Source organism: Spiractinospora alimapuensis, from assembly GCF_018437505.1.
GTDB lineage: Bacteria > Actinomycetota > Actinomycetes > Streptosporangiales > Streptosporangiaceae > Spiractinospora > Spiractinospora alimapuensis.
Genome location: NZ_CP072467.1, coordinates 5,344,582 through 5,363,684, shown reverse-complemented (window position 1 = coordinate 5,363,684; position 19,103 = coordinate 5,344,582). Strand labels below are relative to the sequence as shown.

Annotated in this window: 16 protein-coding genes and 2 tRNA genes; 3 read left to right on the top strand and 15 right to left on the bottom strand. The window is 68.0% G+C overall.

All coding sequences use genetic code 11. From position 1 onward, the window contains the following. Positions 1 to 71: 71 nt before the first annotated feature. The 9 genes from rodA to J4H86_RS24905 form a co-directional block, all read right to left on the bottom strand. Complete coding sequence (rodA, locus tag J4H86_RS24945; protein ID WP_394356416.1) at positions 72 to 1,235, bottom strand: rod shape-determining protein RodA; 1,164 nt, start codon at positions 1,233 to 1,235, stop codon at positions 72 to 74. Continuing rightward, on the bottom strand, positions 1,232 to 3,331 hold the full coding sequence (gene mrdA / locus J4H86_RS24940; protein WP_236540762.1) for a penicillin-binding protein 2: 2,100 nt from the start codon (positions 3,329 to 3,331) through the stop codon (positions 1,232 to 1,234). The genes rodA and mrdA overlap by 4 nt, the downstream gene beginning before the upstream one ends. Next, on the bottom strand, positions 3,328 to 3,873 hold the full coding sequence (gene mreD, locus J4H86_RS24935; protein WP_236540761.1) for a rod shape-determining protein MreD: 546 nt from the start codon (positions 3,871 to 3,873) through the stop codon (positions 3,328 to 3,330). Before mreD ends, mrdA begins: the two co-directional genes overlap by 4 nt. Continuing rightward, the gene (gene mreC, locus J4H86_RS24930) at positions 3,870 to 4,775 is read right to left on the bottom strand and encodes a rod shape-determining protein MreC (RefSeq protein ID WP_236540760.1); all 906 of its coding nucleotides are present in this window, start codon (positions 4,773 to 4,775) and stop codon (positions 3,870 to 3,872) included. Before mreC ends, mreD begins: the two co-directional genes overlap by 4 nt. Before the next feature lie 5 nt (positions 4,776 to 4,780). Continuing rightward, a complete protein-coding gene (locus tag J4H86_RS24925) occupies positions 4,781 to 5,812 on the bottom strand; it encodes a rod shape-determining protein (RefSeq protein ID WP_236540759.1) in 1,032 nt (343 codons plus the stop codon). 228 nt (positions 5,813 to 6,040) lie between these two features. Then, entirely contained in the window at positions 6,041 to 6,448 is a 408-nt protein-coding gene (gene ndk, locus J4H86_RS24920) for a nucleoside-diphosphate kinase (RefSeq protein ID WP_236540758.1), read from the bottom strand. Between the two features lie 39 nt (positions 6,449 to 6,487). Next, positions 6,488 to 6,853: a DUF4233 domain-containing protein gene (locus J4H86_RS24915; RefSeq protein ID WP_236540757.1), complete on the bottom strand. Its 366-nt coding sequence runs from the start codon at positions 6,851 to 6,853 to the stop codon at positions 6,488 to 6,490. A gap of 3 nt (positions 6,854 to 6,856) precedes the next feature. Continuing rightward, on the bottom strand, positions 6,857 to 8,194 hold the full coding sequence (locus J4H86_RS24910) for a bifunctional folylpolyglutamate synthase/dihydrofolate synthase (RefSeq protein ID WP_236540756.1): 1,338 nt from the start codon (positions 8,192 to 8,194) through the stop codon (positions 6,857 to 6,859). A gap of 195 nt (positions 8,195 to 8,389) precedes the next feature. Continuing rightward, a complete protein-coding gene (locus J4H86_RS24905; RefSeq protein ID WP_236540755.1) occupies positions 8,390 to 9,838 on the bottom strand; it encodes an LVIVD repeat-containing protein in 1,449 nt (482 codons plus the stop codon). 352 nt (positions 9,839 to 10,190) lie between these two features. Between J4H86_RS24905 and J4H86_RS24900 the strand changes: the two genes are divergently transcribed. Then, on the top strand, positions 10,191 to 10,913 hold the full coding sequence (locus J4H86_RS24900) for a DUF305 domain-containing protein (protein ID WP_236540754.1): 723 nt from the start codon (positions 10,191 to 10,193) through the stop codon (positions 10,911 to 10,913). A 70-nt stretch (positions 10,914 to 10,983) separates the two neighbouring features. On the opposite strand, the gene clpX is transcribed toward J4H86_RS24900, so the two are convergent. The 5 genes from clpX to J4H86_RS24875 form a co-directional block, all read right to left on the bottom strand. Continuing rightward, positions 10,984 to 12,270, bottom strand: coding sequence for an ATP-dependent Clp protease ATP-binding subunit ClpX (gene clpX / locus J4H86_RS24895; RefSeq protein WP_236540753.1), 1,287 nt, complete (start codon positions 12,268 to 12,270; stop codon positions 10,984 to 10,986). A 179-nt stretch (positions 12,271 to 12,449) separates the two neighbouring features. Continuing rightward, on the bottom strand, positions 12,450 to 13,109 hold the full coding sequence (locus J4H86_RS24890; protein ID WP_236540752.1) for an ATP-dependent Clp protease proteolytic subunit: 660 nt from the start codon (positions 13,107 to 13,109) through the stop codon (positions 12,450 to 12,452). 29 nt (positions 13,110 to 13,138) lie between these two features. Beyond that, the gene (locus J4H86_RS24885) at positions 13,139 to 13,747 is read right to left on the bottom strand and encodes an ATP-dependent Clp protease proteolytic subunit (RefSeq protein WP_269134603.1); all 609 of its coding nucleotides are present in this window, start codon (positions 13,745 to 13,747) and stop codon (positions 13,139 to 13,141) included. A gap of 236 nt (positions 13,748 to 13,983) precedes the next feature. Then, positions 13,984 to 15,411 (bottom strand): trigger factor, encoded by a 1,428-nt coding sequence (tig, locus tag J4H86_RS24880; protein ID WP_236540751.1) that lies wholly within the window; start codon positions 15,409 to 15,411, stop codon positions 13,984 to 13,986. 191 nt (positions 15,412 to 15,602) lie between these two features. Next, a tRNA-Pro gene (locus J4H86_RS24875) sits at positions 15,603 to 15,677 on the bottom strand. A 109-nt stretch (positions 15,678 to 15,786) separates the two neighbouring features. Between J4H86_RS24875 and J4H86_RS24870 the strand changes: the two genes are divergently transcribed. Together J4H86_RS24870 and J4H86_RS24865 are read left to right on the top strand one after the other, a co-directional pair. Beyond that, a tRNA-Gly gene (locus J4H86_RS24870) sits at positions 15,787 to 15,860 on the top strand. 409 nt (positions 15,861 to 16,269) lie between these two features. Next, on the top strand, positions 16,270 to 17,160 hold the full coding sequence (locus tag J4H86_RS24865; RefSeq protein WP_236540750.1) for a ribokinase: 891 nt from the start codon (positions 16,270 to 16,272) through the stop codon (positions 17,158 to 17,160). A gap of 69 nt (positions 17,161 to 17,229) precedes the next feature. Here the strand turns inward: J4H86_RS24865 and J4H86_RS24860 are convergent, their stop codons facing one another. After that, the gene (locus tag J4H86_RS24860; protein WP_236540749.1) at positions 17,230 to 19,065 is read right to left on the bottom strand and encodes a phosphoenolpyruvate carboxykinase (GTP); all 1,836 of its coding nucleotides are present in this window, start codon (positions 19,063 to 19,065) and stop codon (positions 17,230 to 17,232) included. Between the last annotated feature and the right edge of the window lie 38 nt (positions 19,066 to 19,103).

Here is a 19,103-nt window from a genome sequence, read left to right as displayed (position 1 = left end):
CCCACACACCGCCCGCCACCGGCCGAATACTGGCCCCGCGCCGCCGTTCTGGCGGGGGTCACCGCCAGGTGTCAGTCGTATCCGGGATCGCGGGCGTTGACCGCGAGGACCAGACCCACCGCGGCGAACTGGGCGACGGCCGCCGTCCCGCCGTAGGAGAGGAACAGCAGCGGGATCCCGGTGACCGGCATGATGCCCAGGCACATACCGATGTTCACGGTGCTCTGGAAGGCGAACCACGCGGCGACGCCGACACACAGCAGGCGGCCGTAGGGCACCTCGCACTTGCGGGCGATGCGCAGGATGCGCAGCAGCACGATCATGATGAGACCGATGACGGCAGCGGCACCGACGAACCCGAACTCCTCGCCCGCGACGGTGAAGACGAAGTCGGTGTGTTGTTCGGGGACGAAGTGACCGGCGGTCTGTTCTCCGTCGAAGAGCCCCTTACCGGTGACGCCCCCGGATCCCACGGCGATGAGGGCCTGGTTGGTGTTGTAGCCGGTGCCCTGGGGGTCGGCGGAGGGCTCCATGAGGGTGGCGAGCCGGTCCATCTGGTAGGGCTCGAGCAGGTCGAACCAGAACACCGATCCCGCGGCGAGGAACCCGGCGAGCAGCATCCCGCCGATCCACAGCAGGGGCGCGCCGGAGACCGCGAGCATGGTGAGGAAGATCGCGCCGAAGACGAGCGCGGTGCCGAGGTCGGGTTGGGTGACGACGAGGATGCCGGGGATGGCGAGCGCGCCGAGGCCCAGCAGGACGTCCCGCGCCGTGGGTGCCTTCTCGCCGTCGCGGGGCTCGCCGAACAGCATGGCGAGGACGAGGATGACTCCCACCTTGGCGAGCTCGCTCGGCTGCATCTGCAGCGGCCCCGCGACCAGCCAGCCACGCGAGCCGTTGATGGTCGCGCCGAGCGGTGTGAGCACGAGGACCAGCCCGACGCACACGACGAGGTAGATGATGGAGGCGTAGGCCTTGGGGACGCGGTAGTCGAGCGCGGCGACGACCACACACACGATCGCACCCACCGAGACGTGCGCGATGTGGCGGCGGAACATGTCGGTGACGCCGGGGTCCGCGGGGTCGGCGGTGGCCGACCAGACGAGCAGACTGCCCAGAACGGACAGGGCGACCACGCTCACGACCAGAACCCAGTCCACCCGCCTCGGAAGCCCGGTGCGGATCACCCGGGTCACGGAGCCGCGGCTGGGGGCGAGGCTCGGGAGCGCGCTCACGGCTCCACGTCCTCAGGAGGGACCACTTCGCCGTTGGGTTTCATCTCGGGCATCTCTGTCGGTGGTTCCCCGTCCGGCAGCGCGGCCTCATCAGCTCCACCGACGCCGTAGATGCCCTCGTAGACCTCGGCGGCCACCGGGGCCGCGTATGTACCGCCGGTGCCACCCTGGGACAGGACGACCACGACGGCCAGGCGGGGGTCGTCGGCCGGGGCGAAGGACGCGAAGAGCGCCGACTCCGTACGCCCGACGGAGGTGGAGGTGCCGGTCTTTCCGGCAACTGCGACCTCGTTCTGTGGGAAGTCGCCGAACGCCCCGCTCGCGGTGCCGGACCGGGTGACGTCCCCGAGGGCGTCACGGATGTAGCTCAGGGTCTCGTCGCTGGCGGGCACTTCGCCGGCGACCTCGGGTTCGATCGTCTCCACGTCACCGGTCGGAGAGATGAACCCCTTGCCGACACGTGGTTCGTACACGGTGCCCCCGTTCGCGATCGCGGAGTAGGCGACGGCGAGCTGCAGTGGTGAGACGAGAACGTCGCCCTGGCCGATCGCGAAGTTGGCGGCGTCGCCCGCGCGCCACGCGTAGCCGTCAAGGCAGTGTTCGCGGTCGGCCTGGCGCAGGTAGCCCGCGTTGTCCTGGCCGTCGTAGCCGCCTTCGGCATTCTCACAGGCCTGGTCCTTCGTCTGCTCCCAGTACTCCTGCTTCCACGCGCGGTCGGGGATACGTCCGGTGGGTTCGTCCGGCAGGTCGATCCCCGTCGGTGAACCGAAGCCGAATCCGCGCGCCATGGTCGGCTCCGCGTCGACGGGGTCGTCCACGGGGTCCGATCCCCCGTCCTGGAGCCACTGCTCGTGGCCGAACTTGTAGAAGATGGTGTTGCAGGAGACGACGAGCGCGCGGTGCAGGCTGATGGTGCCGTAGGAGCCGCTCTCGTAGTTCTTGAACGCGCGGTTGCCGACCTGGTAGGAGCTGGGGCAGGGGTAGCTTCCGTTCAGGTCGTAGCCGTTCTCGACGGCCGCGGACAACGTGGACGGCTTGAACGTGGAGCCCGGCGGGTACAGCCCCTGCACCGCGCGGGAGGTGAGCGGTTCGCCGGCGTCCTCGGAGAGGAGCCGGTCGTAGGTCTCCTGGTCGATTCCGCCGTCCCAGACGCTGGGGTCGTAGCTCGGTGAGCTCGCCATCGCCACCACGTCGCCGTTGGTGACGTCCATGACGACGACCGCTCCGGAGTCCGCCGGATAGCCCTGGCCGCGGGAGCGGTTGAGGCCGGCCTCGAGCGCGTCCTCGGCGATGCCCTGCACCTTGCTGTCGATGGTGGTGACGAGGGTTTGGCCCGACTCCGCCGCCGTCTCCTCCACGACCTCGGTGACGTTGCCGCCGGCGTCGACGGCGAGGCGCCGCAGGCCGGCGTTTCCACGGAGCTGTTCGTCGTAGCTGGCTTCCACGCCGTCGCGACCAACCAGGTCGACGCCGGTGAACTGTGTGCGTAGCTGTTCGCGTTGTTCGAGTTCGTCCTCGGTGACTGGTTGGAGGTAGCCCAGGACTTGGGCGGCCATCTCCCCGTGGGGGTAGTCCCGGCGCCAGAGCTGTTGGGCGCTGATCCCGGGGAACTCCTCCTGGCGTTCGAGGATGCGCAGCACCCGTTCGGGTTCGACACCCTCGGCGAGCGTGATGGGTTGGTAGGGGGATCCGGCCCAACATGGCCGGTCGACGTCGGGTCCGCACAGCCGGGTCCGGCGCTGGAGTTTCTCGACCTCGGTGTCGAGCACGTCGGCGAGATCGGTGAGGACGCCGACGCCGCCGTCGTCCTGTTCGGCGAGGGCGTGGAAGTCGGCGGAGACCACGAGGTTGGACTCGTTGCCGACGAGCCGGCGCCCCGCGGCGTCGATGATCTCGCCTCGCGCCGCGGGGACGATCAGGTCCTGGACGCGGTTCTCCGCGGCGAGCTCGTGGTAGTAGTCGCCCATGGGGACCTGGAGGAACCACAGGCGCCCGGTGAGGACGACGGCGAGGACGACGACGAGGGCCTGGGCGAGCAGGATCACCCAGGCGCCCGGGGTCTTCGGGGCGCTGGGGCGGGACGGGAGCGGACTCATCGTCGCCTTCCTGGGACCAGGCTGTCTCCGCCGAAGTAGGAGAACTCGTCCTCGGCCGAGCGGCGCATCACCCAGGTGACCGCGAAGAGGACGAACGGGCTGAGCAGCATCGTGGTCCCCAACGCGAACGGCAGTGTGCCGAGGACACTGGACACGGTGACCCGGGGGTCACCCAGGAGTACGCCGATCAGTGCGTCGCCCAGCACCACTCCGACGACCGCGGCCGCGGCGACTCCGAAGGGCAGTAGGGGTGAGCGTCGGGCCGCTGAGTGGGCGCGGCCGGCGAAGTAGCCCACCAGGCACAGCAGGATGGCGTAGCGGCCCAGTTCGTGGTCGGCCGGTGGGAGTAGGTCCAGGGCGAGGCCGGTGCTGAAGCCGGCGATCACGCCGGTGGTGGGTCCGACCGCGACCGCGGCGGCCACCAGGACCAGAAGCACCAGGTCGGGTGCGGTACCGCCGGGGAACGGAAGTCGGTTGATGAGGCCGGCCTGGATGACGACGGCCGCGACGAGCATGAGGGCGACGAGTGCGCTGCGGGTCACGGCTGTGCCTCCTCGTCGGAGTCCTTCTCGGCGTCGTCGGGCAGGAGGTCGTCGCCGGGGTCCCCGTCGGGGCCGGCGACGACGACTCCCACGACGTCGATCTGGCTGAGGTCGACGGCGGGGCGCACCTCCGCCGCCTGGGTCATCTCGCCCTCGTCCTCGGCGATGTTCTCGACGGTGCCGATGGGCACCCCGGGGACGAAGGGAGCGTTGTCGTGGGAGCCCAGGGTGACTACTCGGTCGCCGGGGTCCACGGTGGAGGTGGAGTCGAGGAGTTCCAGTCGCAGCAGACTGTCGCCCGAGAGTGATCGGGCCTGCCCGCGCACGACGCCGGCCTCGGAGGAGTCCTCCATACGGGATCCGACCGCGGAGGAGGCGTCGTTGAGCATGAGGACGGTGGCGCGTCGCGCGGTCGCGTTGGTGACCCGTCCCACGAGGCCGTCCGCGTGCACGACGGTCATGTCCTCCCCGACGCCGTCCTCGGTTCCGACGTCCAGGACGATCGACTCCGCGGAGCCCTGCGGGGAGATGCGGGTGACCGCGTGGGCGGGGACCACCTCGTAGCCGCCCAGGTCACTGAGGTGCAACAGGTCGGCGAGTTGGTCAGCGCGTTCCTCGTCGTACTCGGCCGAACGCACCCGTTGGCGCAGGTCCGCGTTCTCCTCCTCCAGTTCGCTGATGCGGTCGTTGGCGCCGGAGGCGTTGCGCAGCGCGTCGTAGGTGGAGTGCAGCGGCGTGGCGGCCGCCGAGACTCCCGCGGAGACGGGGGTGAACGCGAACGATCCCACTTCGCGCGCGGCGCCCGTGACGGGGTCGGCGACGCCCTGGTCGTCCAGGACCAGGACGGCGGCGCCGACGGCGAGTAGGCCGGCGAGCAGGAGACGTGGCTTGTCCGTGCGCACGTCGATCAGCCCCGCCGGTCCGGTACCAGGACCTGGCGCAGCCGCTCGAAGTCCTCGACGCAGGTTCCGGTGCCGATCGCGACGGAGTCCAGTGGGTTCTCCGCCACGTGGATCGGCATCCCGGTCTCGTGGCGGAGCCGGTCGTCCAGGCCGCGAAGCAGCGCGCCGCCACCGGTGACCGCCACGCCGCGGTCCATGATGTCGCCGGCGAGCTCCGGCGGGCACTTGTCCAAGGTGTTGCGCAGCGCGTCGATGATCGCCGTGACGGGTTCCTCGATCGCGCGCCGTAGTTCCGCGGCCGTCATCACCACGGTCTTGGGGAGACCGCTGATGAGGTCCCGCCCGCGTACCTCCGCCTTCGGCTCGTCACCGGTGGGGAACGCGGACCCGATCCCCATCTTGAGGCGCTCGGCCGTGCGCTCCCCCAGCATGAGGGAGTACTCCTTCTTGGCGAAGGTCTGGATCGCCTGGTCGAGCTCGTCGCCGCCCACCCGGATCGACTGCGCGGTGACGATCCCACCGAGCGAGATGATGGCGACCTCCGTGGTCCCGCCACCGATGTCGACCACCATGTTTCCGGTCGGCTCGTGTACCGGGAGCCCGGCACCGATAGCGGCGGCCATCGGCTCTTCCACGATGTAGACGCGGCGGGCCCCGGCCTGGTATCCGGCCTCCTTCACCGCGCGCTGTTCGACTCCGGTGATACCGCTGGGGACCGCGACGATGACGCGCGGTTTGGCGAAGTGGCGTCTGCGGTGGATCTTCTGGATGAAGTAGCGGAGCATCCGCTCGGTGACCTCGAAGTCGGCGATCACGCCGTCCTTCAGTGGGCGCACGGCGGTGATGTTGTCCGGGGTGCGCCCGATCATCTGCTTGGCCTCGATGCCAACGGCGACGATCTTCCCGGTCACCGTGTTGAGGGCGACGACAGAGGGCTCGTTCAGAACAACGCCCCGTCCTCGTACGTAGACGAGCGTGTTCGCGGTACCGAGATCCACTGCCATGTCGCGGCCGAGAAACGCGAGGTTGGTCGTCATTACCGCCCCAATTCGGCGCCAAGTGTCACTGTCCTGATCTTGCGGACAGCGCCGCCCGATCCGCCACGGATGCGGAACGAGCCACTTGTATCGTAACGCTCCGATCACAGAGTGTTACTCAAACACACCGTGCGGGGCGAGGATGGTCGAAATCGACCGGGAGCCCCGCTCCCCCAACACAAAAACGGCGCCCCACACCAGGGACGCCGCCACACCGACCCCGGACGACTAGTCCAGATTCGGGAAGAACAGCTTGATCTCCCGCTCGGCCGAGTAGGTGGAATCGGAGCCGTGCACGATGTTGGTCTGTACTTCCAGGGCGTAGTCGCCGCGGATGGTGCCGGGTCCGGCCTGGACCGGGTCGGTCGCTCCGGCGAGGGCGCGGAAGGCTTCGACGGCGCGCTCGCCTTCGGCGACCAGGGCCACGAGGGAGCCGGAGGTGATGAATTCGACGAGGGACGGGAAGAAGGGCCGCTGGGCGTGCTCTTCGTAGTGGGTTTTCGCGGTGTCTTCGTCGAGGGTGCGCATGTCCATGGCGACGATACGCAGCCCCTTACGTTCCACGCGGCTGATGACGTCACCGATGATGTTGCGGCGCACGCCGTCAGGCTTGATCAGGACTAGGGTGCGTTCCACGGACTTGGCCCTTTCTTCATCGTGGGAATCGGTGGAACTCTACCGCTCTTCGGGTGCTGCCTGGGCCTGTGGGGGCGAATTCGATCCGGGCGGTGCGTCGAATCGACTGCCGAGGATGAGGGCCACGGCCCACAGGATGCCGAAGATGATGCCGACGATCGCGAAGCCGCCCATGTCGGGGACGATCAGCCCGCTGCCGACGACCAGTGCCTGGAGCGCGGTGCCCAGGTGGCGTGCCCAGGTGAACCGTTGTAGGCCCGCGAGCACGAACGCCGCCACGGCCATGCCGCCCCAGACGCCGGAGGCGATCCCGGCCGAGATACCGGCGAGGTTGATGGCGACGGGGATGGCGAGGGCGATGACCATGCCTTGGAATCCCAGTACCACGGCGCACAGCATTCTCATCGCCTACTCCTCTCCTCCGAGCAGGTGTCGGGCGTCGCCCGCCGTCACCACGGATCCGGTGATCAGAACGCCGTGCCCGCTGAGCTGACCGGTGTCCTCGGCGATCGTGACCGCGAGGTCGATCGCGTCGTCCAGGCGCTCGGCGATGTGTACCCGGTCCTCGCCGAACACCTCCACCGCCAGCGCCGCCAGGCGCTCGGGGTCGAGACTGCGGGGTGAGTGGTTCCGGGTGACCACGATCTCGGTGAGCAGCGGCTCCAAAGGTTCCAGGATGCCCTCGACGTCCTTGTCGGCGAGGACCGCGACGAGGCCGACGAGGCGGTCGAAGCTGAATCCCTCCTCCACCGCTGCGGCGGTGGCCGCCATGCCGGCTGGGTTGTGTGCCGCGTCCACGAGGATGGTGGGGCTTCGACGAACGACCTCCAACCGGCCTGGCGACTGGGTACCGGAGAGTCCGTCACGCACCAGTTCCGGGTCGAGCCGCTCGTCCCCCTCGGCGGGTCCGGCGAAGGCTTCCACCGCGGCGATGGCGATGCTGGCGTTGCGTGCCTGGTACTCGCCGTGCAGTGGGAGCAGGATGTCGCCGTACTCGCCGCGCAGGCCGCGGACGGTCACCAGTTGGCCGCCGACGGCGACGTCACGGTGCAGCACACCGAACTCCAGGCCCTCGCGCGCCACGGTGGCGCCGACCTCCGCGGCGCGCTCCATCAGTACCTCGGCGACGGACACCCGCTGTTCGGCGAGGATCGCGATCGCGTTGGGCTTGATGATGCCGGCCTTCTCCTCGGCGATCCCCTCGACGGTGTCGGGAAGGTACTCGCTGTGGTCCAGGGAGATCGGGGTCACCACGGCGACATCGGCGTCGACGACGTTCGTGGCGTCCCACGACCCACCGAGTCCGACCTCGATGACGGCGACGTCCACCGGGGCGTCGGCGAACGCCGCGTAGGCCATCGCGGTGAGGACCTCGAAGAAGGAGAGCGGCACGTCGCTCTGGGCGTCGACCATGGCGACCATGGGTTCGACGTCGGCGTATATCGCGGTGAACGCCTCCTCCGACACCGGTTCCCCGTCGATCACGATGCGTTCTCGCATGGTGGTCAGGTGCGGGCTGGTGTAGCGCCCGACCCGGAGTTGGCGTTGCCGGAGCAGCGCGTCGATCATGCGCGCGGTCGAGGTTTTGCCGTTGGTGCCGGTCAGGTGGATGGCGGGATAGTTTCGCTGGGGTTGGCCCAGCAGGTCCATCAGCGCCTGGATCCGGTCCAGCCGCGGATCGATGATTGACTCGCCGGCGCGGGCCAGGATGGCCTGGGTGACGGCGGTGTAGTCGGATGAGCTCACGGGGTTCCGAAGGTCGGCAACGTCATCGGAGCCGGACGGCTCCTCGCCTGTTCGTCCACAGACTGTTTCCGATCCTATGAGCTGGTCCGCGTGGTGGCGCACCGGGATCGCCGCGAGACGCCCGGAACACGGGTGAGGGCCGCCCCGGCGCGGGTGCGGCCCTCAACGGTTCTGCCCCGTCGTGTCGCCGACGGATCAGTCCGGGGGACCGGTCCGGTTCGGGCGGTAACGGAACTGGCTCTGCGGGTTGAACTCCTCGTACTGGACCACCTGCGCGCTACGCAGACGCGGGTCGGTCACCTCCAGCACGTCCAGACCGTTCTGGATGTCGCTGGAGTAGATGTGGCCGTTGTACCAGTAGGCGGACCAGCTTCCCGCCAGCATCAACTGGTCGGAGTAGGTGCTGCGGTCGAAGTAGGCGATCTCCTTGGGGTTACCGACATCGTTGAAGTCGATGACCGACACCCCACCCTGGTACCAGGCCTGCACCATGAAGTCCCGCCCCGGGACGGGGATCAGGGACCCGTTGTGGGCGACGCAGTTCTCCGTGGCCTCCTGGTGGCGCGGGATCTTGTAGTAGCTCTCGAAGCTCAGCTCTCGCTCGCCACCCCTGTCGGACAGGGAGTAGAAGGCGTTCGCGCCCAGGTGCGGGTAGTGCTCCTCGTCGCAGGTCGCCGCGCCTCCCCCGCCGAGCTCGTCGGTGAACACCACGGTGCTCGCGTCGTTGCTGAAGGTCGCCGAGTGCCAGAACGCGAAGTTCTCGTCCTGGACCTGGTCGAGGACCTCGGGTTCCAGCGGGTCGGAGATGTCCATGATGACGCCGTCGCCCATACAGGCCCCGGCGGCGATGTCGAGTTCGCGGTAGATGGTGATGTCGTGGCAGCCGGAGGTCGGGAAGAGCAGCCCCGGCTGGTCGGTGTTGCCTCCGTCGGGGAAGATCACCGGTTCGTTGGCGACCGCCGCCGCGGCGGGGTCGTCCTTGGGAATCTCCACCACCGAGATCTTGTCGTGCGTGGGGCCGCACTCCACGTACTCGCCGGAGGTCATGTAGGACGAGATGTAGACGTAGTCCGTCTCCTCGTCCCCTGGGACCAGGGTGTGGGTGTGCGAACCGCACGCGGTCCGCACCGCTGACACGTAGCGGGGGTTGGCCTTGTCGGATATGTCGAAGACGCGGAGCCCCTCCCACGTCCACTCTTCGTCGTATCCGGCGCGCTCGGCACCGCATTCGTCGGACTCCATCGGAACGTCCGTCGAGGTGTAGAGCAGGTCGCCGCTGATGGACACGTCATTCTGCAGGCCGGGACACACGACGACGCTGACGATCTCGGGTTCTTCGGGACTGGAGATGTCGTAGATCGTGAATCCCTCGTAATTTCCGGCCACCGCGTAGTCACCGCTGAACGCGAGGTCGGTGTTCCACGATTGGTCGTCGGCGAAAGCCTCGGGTTTGGGCAGATTGGCCAAATGGTTCACGTTGTCGCTGTGCTCGACGTCCTGGTGCCCCTCGTCCGGGGCGGCGTCGGCGGAGACCGGCGGGGCGAACAGCGAGACGGCCACTAGGGTGGCCAGGACCCCGGCCGCGAACCAGTGGGGGCGGTGGTGTGGATGGCGTCGGGAGAATGGGCGGGGTTGGGCTGCCATGCGAACTCCCTCACACGTGCATACCGAAATCAACGGAAAGGTACACAGGGGGCGCCCACCATGGCCAGGGGATGCCCGCCAATTCAATTCAGATGGTCAAGCAAAACCCCTCTCCGACACATCATGTTCTTTTGCGCAAGTCGCGACACAGCAGTGCGTCAACTGGACAATTCAGACGGTAATTCAGTAGACAGACCACGGCACGTCGACGCGCCGTGCACCCGAGGAGAGCGAGGACGCCATGGTCAGGCGGGGTGGAAGCACGTTCGGGACGGCGCACGGGGACCGAGGTGGCGGCGACCGTGTCGACTCGCGCCCCTCCGGCGGACGCACGCCGCACCAACGTCCCGTGGTGTTCACTCTGCCGGCGGCGCTCGCCGTGGTTCTGTCCGCGGTGGCCTGCTCCGGGTCCGCGGACAGCGCCGATCCCCCACCGTTGGACCCCGGCGCACCCGGCGACGAACCCAGCGAGCTCAGCCTCGCCGACGTCCAGGACGCGACGGACATCGCGCACAACGAGACCGACGCCGACTTCATGCACCGGATGGTCGCCCACCACGAGCAGGCGCTGGAAATGACCGACCTCGTGGAGTCCCGCCACGACGACCCCAGCATCGACACCATCGCCGAACGGATGTCGGTGGGCCAGCAGGGCGAGATCGAACTTATGGAGGCGTGGCTGGAGCTGAACGTCTACGCTCCCGCGCGCGACAGTCCGGCCCACCGGAACTACTGCGGTCTGGACCTCGAAGGCGCCCACCACGACACCGAGGACTGCGTGACCCTCGACCACACCCACGAGGACATGGAGGGGATGCTCACGCCGGAACAGATGGACGAGCTCACCGACGCCTCGGGGACGGAGTTCGACGAGCTCTTCGTGGAGTACATGGTCCAGCACCACGAGGGCGCCATCGTCATGGCCGAGGAGGTGCTCCGCGACGGTGAGCACCCCGTCGTGTACAACCTCGCCAGCGAGATGGCCCTGGAACAGGCCGTGGAGATCACCCGACTCCAGGGCATCCTCACCGAGGACGGCGGCGAGGAGAACGATTCCGACGCCGACGGCGCGTGAGCGCCGATCCTGCCCGCCCGCCCCGGGAGCACACCGTCGCCACTGGGACGTGGCCCGGGGGCGGACGTGGTTAGGCGCTCTTCTCCGTCTTCTGCGAACGCCGCGGCGAGGAGGACGCGCGTGGAACGATCGTCGGGTTGACGTGCTCCAGCACGGCCTCACGCGTGATGATGACCTGTTCGACGTCCTCGCGGCTGGGCACTTCGTACATCACCGAGAGCAGGACCTCCTCGATGATGGCCCGCAGACCACGCGCGCCCGTCCCCCGCATGATGGCCTGGTCCGCGATCGCCTCCAGGGCGTCCTCGGAGAACTCCAGGTCGACGCCGTCCAGTTCGAACAGCTTGCGGTACTGCTTGACCAGAGCGTTGCGCGGCTCGGTGAGGATCCTGATCAACGCCGGACGGTCCAGGTTGTGCACGCTGGTGATGACGGGCAGCCGGCCCACGAACTCCGGGATCATCCCGAACTTCAGCAGGTCCTCTGGCATGACGTCCGCGAAGGGGTCACTGGTGTTGACCTCCTTCTGCGCGTGCAGCACGTTGTTGAAGCCCATCCGCTGCCGGCCCACACGCGACTCGATGATCTGGTCCAGCCCGGCGAAGGCCCCACCACAGATGAACAACACGTTCGTGGTGTCGATCTGGATGAACTCCTGGTGCGGATGCTTGCGGCCGCCCTGCGGCGGCACACTGGCCGTCGTGCCCTCGAGGATCTTCAGCAGGGCCTGCTGCACACCCTCGCCGGAGACGTCCCGCGTGATCGAGGGGTTCTCGCTCTTGCGGGCGACCTTGTCGACCTCATCCAGGTAGATGATGCCGGTCTCGGCCTTCTTCACGTCGTAGTCGGCGGCCTGAATCAGCTTCAGCAGGATGTTCTCGACGTCCTCGCCCACGTAGCCGGCCTCGGTGAGGGCGGTGACGTCGGCGATGGCGAACGGGACGTTGAGAATCTTCGCGAGCGTCTGGGCGAGCAGAGTCTTGCCCGACCCGGTCGGGCCGAGGAGCAGGATGTTGGACTTCGCGATCTCGATATTCTCGTCGCGGGGTCCCTCACCCTCTGACTGCACCCGCTTGTAGTGGTTGTACACCGCTACCGAGAGCGCCTTCTTCGCCTGCTCCTGGCCCACCACGTAGGTGTCCAGGAACTCGTAGATCTCCCGTGGTTTGGGAAGGCTGCCCCACTCGACCTCACCGGTCTCGGCGAGCTCCTCCTCGAGGATCTCGTTGCACAGGTCGATGCACTCGTCGCAGATGTACACACCTATCGGTCCGGCAATGAGCTTCTTCACCTGCTTTTGGCTCTTGCCGCAGAACGAGCACTTCAGCAGGTCTCCACCGTCGCCGATGCGTCCCACCCAGCTACTCCTTATACATGAGTGTCACCCCAGTGTCGCGGGGCGGATGGACCCTCTAGGCGTGCACCGCCTCGTGATGAGCATACGCGCCCCTGGCTGGGGAGCGGCGAGACGATTCGTACCCCTGTCGAGCCTAGGCGAGGATTCGCCCTCCCTTCACCATACGTCCCCGCGCACCGTTACTTCTTCGTTGTTGACTTCCGATACGGCAGCACGTCGTCGACAATGCCGTAGGCCTTGGCCTCATCCGCGGTCAGAATCTTGTCCCGCTCGATGTCCTTCGAGATCTCTTCTTGCGTCTTGTCGGTGTGTCGCGCCAGCGTCGTCTCGAGCTGCTCGCGGATCCGCATGATCTCGCGGGCGTGGATCTCGATGTCAGTCGCCTGACCGAACATTCCCTCCGTCGCCGGCTGGTGCAGCAGGATCCGGGCGTTGGGCAGGCACAGCCGCTTGCCCGGGGCACCCGCCGCCAGCAACACGGCCGCCGCGGACGCGGCCTGCCCGATGCAGGTGGTCTGGATGTCGGGCCGTACGAACTGCATCGTGTCGTAGATGGCCATCAACGAGGTGAAGGATCCACCCGGGGAGTTGATGTACATCTGGATGTCGCGGTCGGAGTCCATGTGCTCCAGCGTGATGAGCTGGGCCATGATGTCGTTGGCCGAGGTGTCGTCGATCTGCACCCCGACGAAGATGATCCGGTCCTCGAACAGCTTGTTGTACGGGTTCATCTCCTTCACGCCGTACGCGGTGCGCTCGACGAAGGAGGGGATGATGTACCGCGACTGCGGGGAAGTCGGCCCCACACCCGATGCCGCGTGCGTGGTGAAGTCGTTCACAGTGGTGTCTCCGCTCTCGGTACGGCCGCTCAGGACTTCTTGCGCTTCGTGGCGGCAGCGGCCGCAGGAGCGCTGCCCGACACGTCGTCGATGAAGCCGTAGGCCTTGGCCTCTTCCGCGGTGAACCAGCGGTCACGCTCGGCGTCGACGGTGATCTGCTCGGTGCTCTGTCCGGTGTGGTGCGAGATCACCTCGAACAGCGAGCGCTTCATGTACATCAGGTCCTCGGCCCGGATGAGGATGTCGCTCGCGGTACCACCAACGCCCCCGGACGGCTGGTGCATCAGCACCCGCGTGTGGGGAAGGGCGTAGCGCTTGCCGTGCGCACCCGCGCACAGCAGGAGCTGCCCCATGGAGGCCGCGAGGCCCATCCCGACCGTGACCACGTCATTGGGGATGTACTGCATCACGTCATAGATCGCCATACCCGCGTGCACCGACCCGCCGGGCGAGTTGATGTAGAGGGTGATGTCGGCCTGCCGGTCCTCCGCGGACAGCAGCAGAAGCTCACCGACGATACGGTTCGCGATCTCCTCGTCGACCTGCTGGCCGAGGAAAATGATGCGCTGGCGCAGCAGACGCTGTGACGTCTGCTCCAGCAAGGCGGGGAAAGGCGTCTCAGGTGCGCGGGCGTCGATCCGCGTGGACGCTTGGATAGTCGGCGACACAGTAGTCCCCTGCTCCGGATTCGAAACGGTTGCCACGGTTGCGACACTAACCCCCGTGGGAGCCTCGGGTGTCCCTATATCGTCGGTGTTCGCTTTGAGCGCAGGTCTCGCCCCCGAAACCCGCGCCCTCGACAAGGCCGCGGCCCCGCACCGGAAACCGGTGCGGGGCCGCGTCTTCGTCACGCTGTCTGACCAGCGGCGCCTGCTCAGGACTTCGCGGCGTCCTCGGTCTCGTTCTTCTCCTCCGCGGCCTCGGAGGTGTCCGCGGCGGACTCGGTGTCGTCACCGGTCACCGCCTCGGCGGCGTCCTCGGCCGACTCCTCGTCCTCGGAGCCGGTCTCGATGGTGTTGCCGGACTCGTCGGTCACCGTGGCCTTGGAGACCAGGAGGTCCAGGGCCTTGGACCGCACCACCTCGGTGTAGGCGACACCGATCTGGTTGGACTCGGTGAGGTGGCGGGCGAGCTGCTCCGGCGAGACGCCCATCCGCTGGGCCTGCTCGGTCACGTAGCGGCTGAGCTCCTGGTTGTCGGCGCTGAGCTCTTCCTGCTGCGCGATCTGGTCCAGGACGAAGCCGGCCTTGACCGCGGAGCGGGCACCGGAGTCGAGCTCGGTGTCGTAGTCCTCCTGGGACTGCTCCTGCGACGACAGGTAGTCCTCGAGGGAGAGCCCGCTGCGCTGGAGCTGCTCGGTGAGGTTCTCCCGACGCCGGTCGGCCTCCTCCTTGACCACGGAGTCGGGCAGCGGCACGTCGATCGTCTCGATGAGCTTCTCCAAGGCGCGGTCACGCGCCTGGGTGAGCTGCTGGATCCGGCGCATCTGCTCGATGCGGTTGCGGACGTCGGCGCGCAGTTCCTCGACGGTGTCGAACTCACTGGCCATCTGGGCGAACTCGTCGTCCAGCTCGGGCAGTTCCTTGGTCTTGACGCTGTGCACGGTGACGGCCACGTCGGCCTCGGTGCCCTCGTGCTCGCCACCGACCAGGGTGGTGGAGAAGGTGGTGGAGTCGCCGGCGGACATCCCCCGCAGGGTGTCGTCCAGGCCCTCCAGCATGGTGTTGGTGCCGACCTCGTAGGAGAAGCCGTTGACCTGGACGTCCTCCAGGGGCTCGCCGTCGACGGAGGCCGCGAGGTCGATGGACACGTGGTCGCCGTCCTCGGCCGCGCGCTCGACACCGGTGAGCGTGGAGAACCGCTCACGCAGGTTCTTGAGCTGCTCGTCGACGCGCTCGTCGGTCACGCCCGCGTCGTCCACGGTGACCTCGAGGCCCTCGAAGTCGGTGACCTCGAACTTGGGCCGCACGTCCACCTCGGCGGTGAAGGCGAGCTCGCTGCCGTCGTCCAGCTTGGTGATCTCGACCTCGGGCTGTCCGAGGGCGACGACCTCCTCCTCACGGACGGCCTGGTTGTACAGCTCCGGAACGGCGTGGTTCACGGCCTCGTTGAGCACGACACCGCGTCCCACGAAGCGGTCGATGAGCCGCGCCGGCGCCTTGCCCGGCCGGAATCCCTTGATCCGAACCTGCTTGGCCAGCGACTTGTAGGTCACGTCGAAGGCGTGGTCCAGCTCTTCGAACGGAACCTCGATGGTCAGCTTGACCCGGGTCGGGCTGAGCTCCTCGACATCGGTCTTCACGGGGCAGTACTCCTAGGGTTTCCGGCTGGCTTGTTCCGGCTGTGTTAGGGCAACGCGAGACTCTGGCCGCCGGCGACGGGGGCGGCACGGCCGTATGGACTCGTGGGTCTCCGACCTGACCTTCAGCCAGTCACGCCAAGTCTAGGGCAGACACCAGGCACGTCAGTGCGGCGTGGCCCAAGACCTATCCGTCGGGGAGGCGGGATTCGAACCCGCGGCCTCATGCTCCCAAAGCATGCGCGCTAACCAAGCTGCGCTACTCCCCGCTCCCGACCCATTATGCGGGCCGCGAATGCACCAGTCCCACAGAGACTGTAGTCTTATCCCTGTCGGCGCGAACCGAGTCTAGAGGAAACTCTGGGCGCTCGGCGCCATGCGGGTGTAGCTCAATGGTAGAGCCCCAGCCTTCCAAGCTGGTTATGCGGGTTCGATTCCCGTCACCCGCTCCACCGATAAAGGGCCTGACCTCGGAATTACTCGAGGTCAGGCTTTTTTGTCCTCATAGGAGACAGGGTTCGACCTGACTCCTTACTGGACCGCCCGAGCCCCCGTGACTCCACTTGCACACGGCCCCTCGGGGACGACCCACTCCACCTCCTGCCCGGTGACGTCGCCGATTCGGTCGTCGTCGGTGCCATGGTGCGGCACATTGGCCCCGTATCGTTCCGCTGCGACCGCCATGAGCGGGACGGAACGACGGAAGTGACGAGGCTGCCTCCACCCGGCGAGACGCACCACGCGTCGCCATGGCACGGTCCATCACCACCGCGGTGGTGATGGACGCATACCCAGGTCAACGTTCCTCACGTCGGACCGACCCGCTACCGTGAGGCGGACCGTGCGGGAGAGGGGATACTCGTGAGCTCCAGGGTTGTTGTGGTGGGGTCGGCCAACGCGGATCTGGTGGTTCGGGTGGACCGCCATCCCTCACCGGGTGAGACCGTGCTGGGTTCCGATCTCGCGACGTTCCCCGGCGGGAAGGGCGGGAACCAGTCCGTGGCCGCGGGACGTCTGGGGGCGGACGTGGCGTTCGTGGGCCTGGTGGGCACCGACGCGCACGGGGACTTCCTGCTGGAGTCGATGCGGGGCGCCGGGGTGGACACCGGCCATGTGGGGCGGGTCCCGACCGCCACCGGTGTGGCCGTGATCACGGTGGGCGCCGACGGCGACAACACCATCGTGGTGTCGCCGGGCGCGAACGCGGAACTCGGCGAGGACGAGGTCGCCGCCGCGGCCCCGTTGCTGCGGGACGCCGCCGTCACGTCGATGCAGCTTGAGATTCCGATGCCCGCGGTTCTCGCGGCCGCTCGTGTCGCGCGGCGGGTGGTTCTCAACCTCTCCCCCGCCCGTGACGTCCCCAAGGAGCTGTTGGAGCTGTGTGACCCGCTGGTGGTGAACGAGCACGAGGCCGCGTTCCTCCTCGGCGAGGCCGCGGCCGGGAGTCCGGTGGACAGCGCGAAGGCGCTGCTTGACCGCGGGCCCGCCTCGGTCGTGGTCACCCTGGGCGCGGAGGGGGCCGTGGTGGCGGAGCCAGGCACGGTGACGGCCGTTCCCAGTCCGCGCGTCTCCCCCGTGGACACCACGGGGGCGGGCGACGCGTTCACTGGAGCTTTGGCGGCGCGCCTGGCGGACGGCGCCTCACTGACGGCGGCGGCCGCCTACGCCGCACGGGTCGGCGCCGCGGCGGTCACCAAGGAGGGCGCGCAGAGCTCCTTCCCCCGGCCCGAGGACGTACCGCCGGCGGGCTAGAACACGCACGGACGCGTGCCCCAACTCCCGCCGGCGGCCCCCGGCCTCACTCCGGCACGCTCAGGCTCCTCACCGTGCCGTGTCCGAACCGGCGTCCAGGCGCTCCCGGAGTGCCTTGTACTCGTCCCACAGCTCGCTGGGGAGATGGTCCCCGAACGTCTTGAAGAAGTCGGGGATGAGGTCGGCCTCCTGACGCCACACCTCTGGGTCGACGCGCAGCAGCTCGCGCAGCTCGGCGTCGGCCAGGTCGAGTCCGGCGGTGTCCAGTGACTCGGGCGTCGGCACGTGACCGATGGGTGTGGCCTGTGCCTGGGCCTCACCCTGGAGCCGCTCGACGATCCACTTCAGGACCCGGCTGTTCTCGCCGAAGCCCGGCCAGATGATGCGACCGTCGGCGTCCTTGCGGAACCAGTTGACGTAGAAGATGCGGGGCAGCTTCTCCGCCGAGGTGGCCCGGCCGATGTCCAGCCAGTGTTTGAAGTAGTCGCCCATGTTGTAGCCGCAGAAGGGCAGCATGGCGAACGGGTCGCGGCGCAGTTCACCGACCTTGCCTTCCGCGGCGGCGGTCTTCTCCGAGGAGACGTTCGCGCCCAGGAAGACGCCGTGCTGCCAACTGAGGGCCTCGTTGGCCAGCGGGACGGCGGTCGCGCGGCGGCCTCCGAACAGGATCGCCGAGATCGGTACGCCGGCGGGGTCCTCCCACTCGGGGGCGATGGTGGGCGCCTGGGCGGCCGGCACGGTGAAGCGCGCGTTGGGGTGCGCCGCCGGTTCGGTGGCGTCCGGAGTCCAGTCGCGGCCCTTCCAGTCGGTGAGGTGCGCCGGGGGCTCGTCGGTGAGCCCCTCCCACCAGACGTCGCCGTCGTCAGTGAGCGCGACGTTGGTGAAGATGGTGTTGCCCCACAGAGTGGTGACCGCGTTGGCGTTGGTGGACTGTCCCGTTCCGGGGGCGACGCCGAAGAACCCCGCCTCGGGGTTGATGGCGCGCAGTTGGCCGTCGCCGTCGAAGCGCATCCAGGCGATGTCGTCGCCGACGGTCTCGACCTTCCACCCCGGGATGGTGGGCTGCAGCATCGCGAGGTTGGTCTTGCCGCACGCGCTGGGGAACGCGGCCGCGACGTAGTGGGTGTCGCCCTTCGGCGGGGTGACCTTCAGGATGAGCATGTGCTCGGCCATCCAGCCCTCGTCGCGGGCCATCACCGAGGCGATGCGCAGGGCGTAGCACTTCTTGCCCAACAGGGCGTTGCCGCCGTAGCCGGAACCGTAGGACCAGATCTCCCGCGTCTCCGGGAAGTGCGTGATGTACTTGGTGCTGCTGCAGGGCCAGGCGACGTCCTGCTGTCCGGGCTCCAGCGGCGCGCCGACGGAGTGGACGGCGGGGACGAACGATCCGCGCTCCTCGATCAGCCGCAGAGCGGGGGTCCCGATGCGCGTCATGATCCGCATGGACACCACGACGTAGGGCGAGTCGGTGATCTCGACGCCCAGTTGGGAGATGCTTCCGCCCAGCGGACCCATGCAGAACGGGACCACGTACATGGTGCGGCCGCGCATGCAGCCGGAGAAGACCTCGTTGAGCGTACGCCGCATGTCGGCCGGCGCGACCCAGTTGTTCGTCGGCCCCGCGTCCTGCTCACGCTCCGAACAGATGAAGGTGCGGTCCTCCACCCGCGCCACGTCGCTGGGGTCGGAGCGCGCGTAGAAGCTGTTCGGGCGGAGTTCTGGATTCAGCCGCCGCAACGTGCCGGCGGTGACCAGGTCGTCGGTGAGGCGCTCCCACTCTTCCTCCGAGCCGTCACACCACACCACGCGGTCGGGCTGCGTGAGTTCGGCGATGTCGGCAACCCAGTCGAGCAGCTCCTGGTTGCTGGTCGCAGGGGTATCCGCGGCGTCGATCAGGTCAGACACAGTCCAGTTCCTCCCGTTGGGCTATGCCCAGATGATGG

What these genes read in the sequence shown, in the direction of transcription:
- mrdA (WP_236540762.1), bottom strand. Translation starts at nt 3,331, where the DNA reads ATGAGTCCGCTCCCGTCCCGCCCCAGCGCCCCGAAGACCCCGGGCGCC.
- J4H86_RS24925 (WP_236540759.1), bottom strand. Translation starts at nt 5,812, where the DNA reads ATGACGACCAACCTCGCGTTTCTCGGCCGCGACATGGCAGTGGATCTC.
- J4H86_RS24915 (WP_236540757.1), bottom strand. Translation starts at nt 6,853, where the DNA reads ATGAGAATGCTGTGCGCCGTGGTACTGGGATTCCAAGGCATGGTCATC.
- J4H86_RS24905 (WP_236540755.1), bottom strand. Translation starts at nt 9,838, where the DNA reads ATGGCAGCCCAACCCCGCCCATTCTCCCGACGCCATCCACACCACCGC.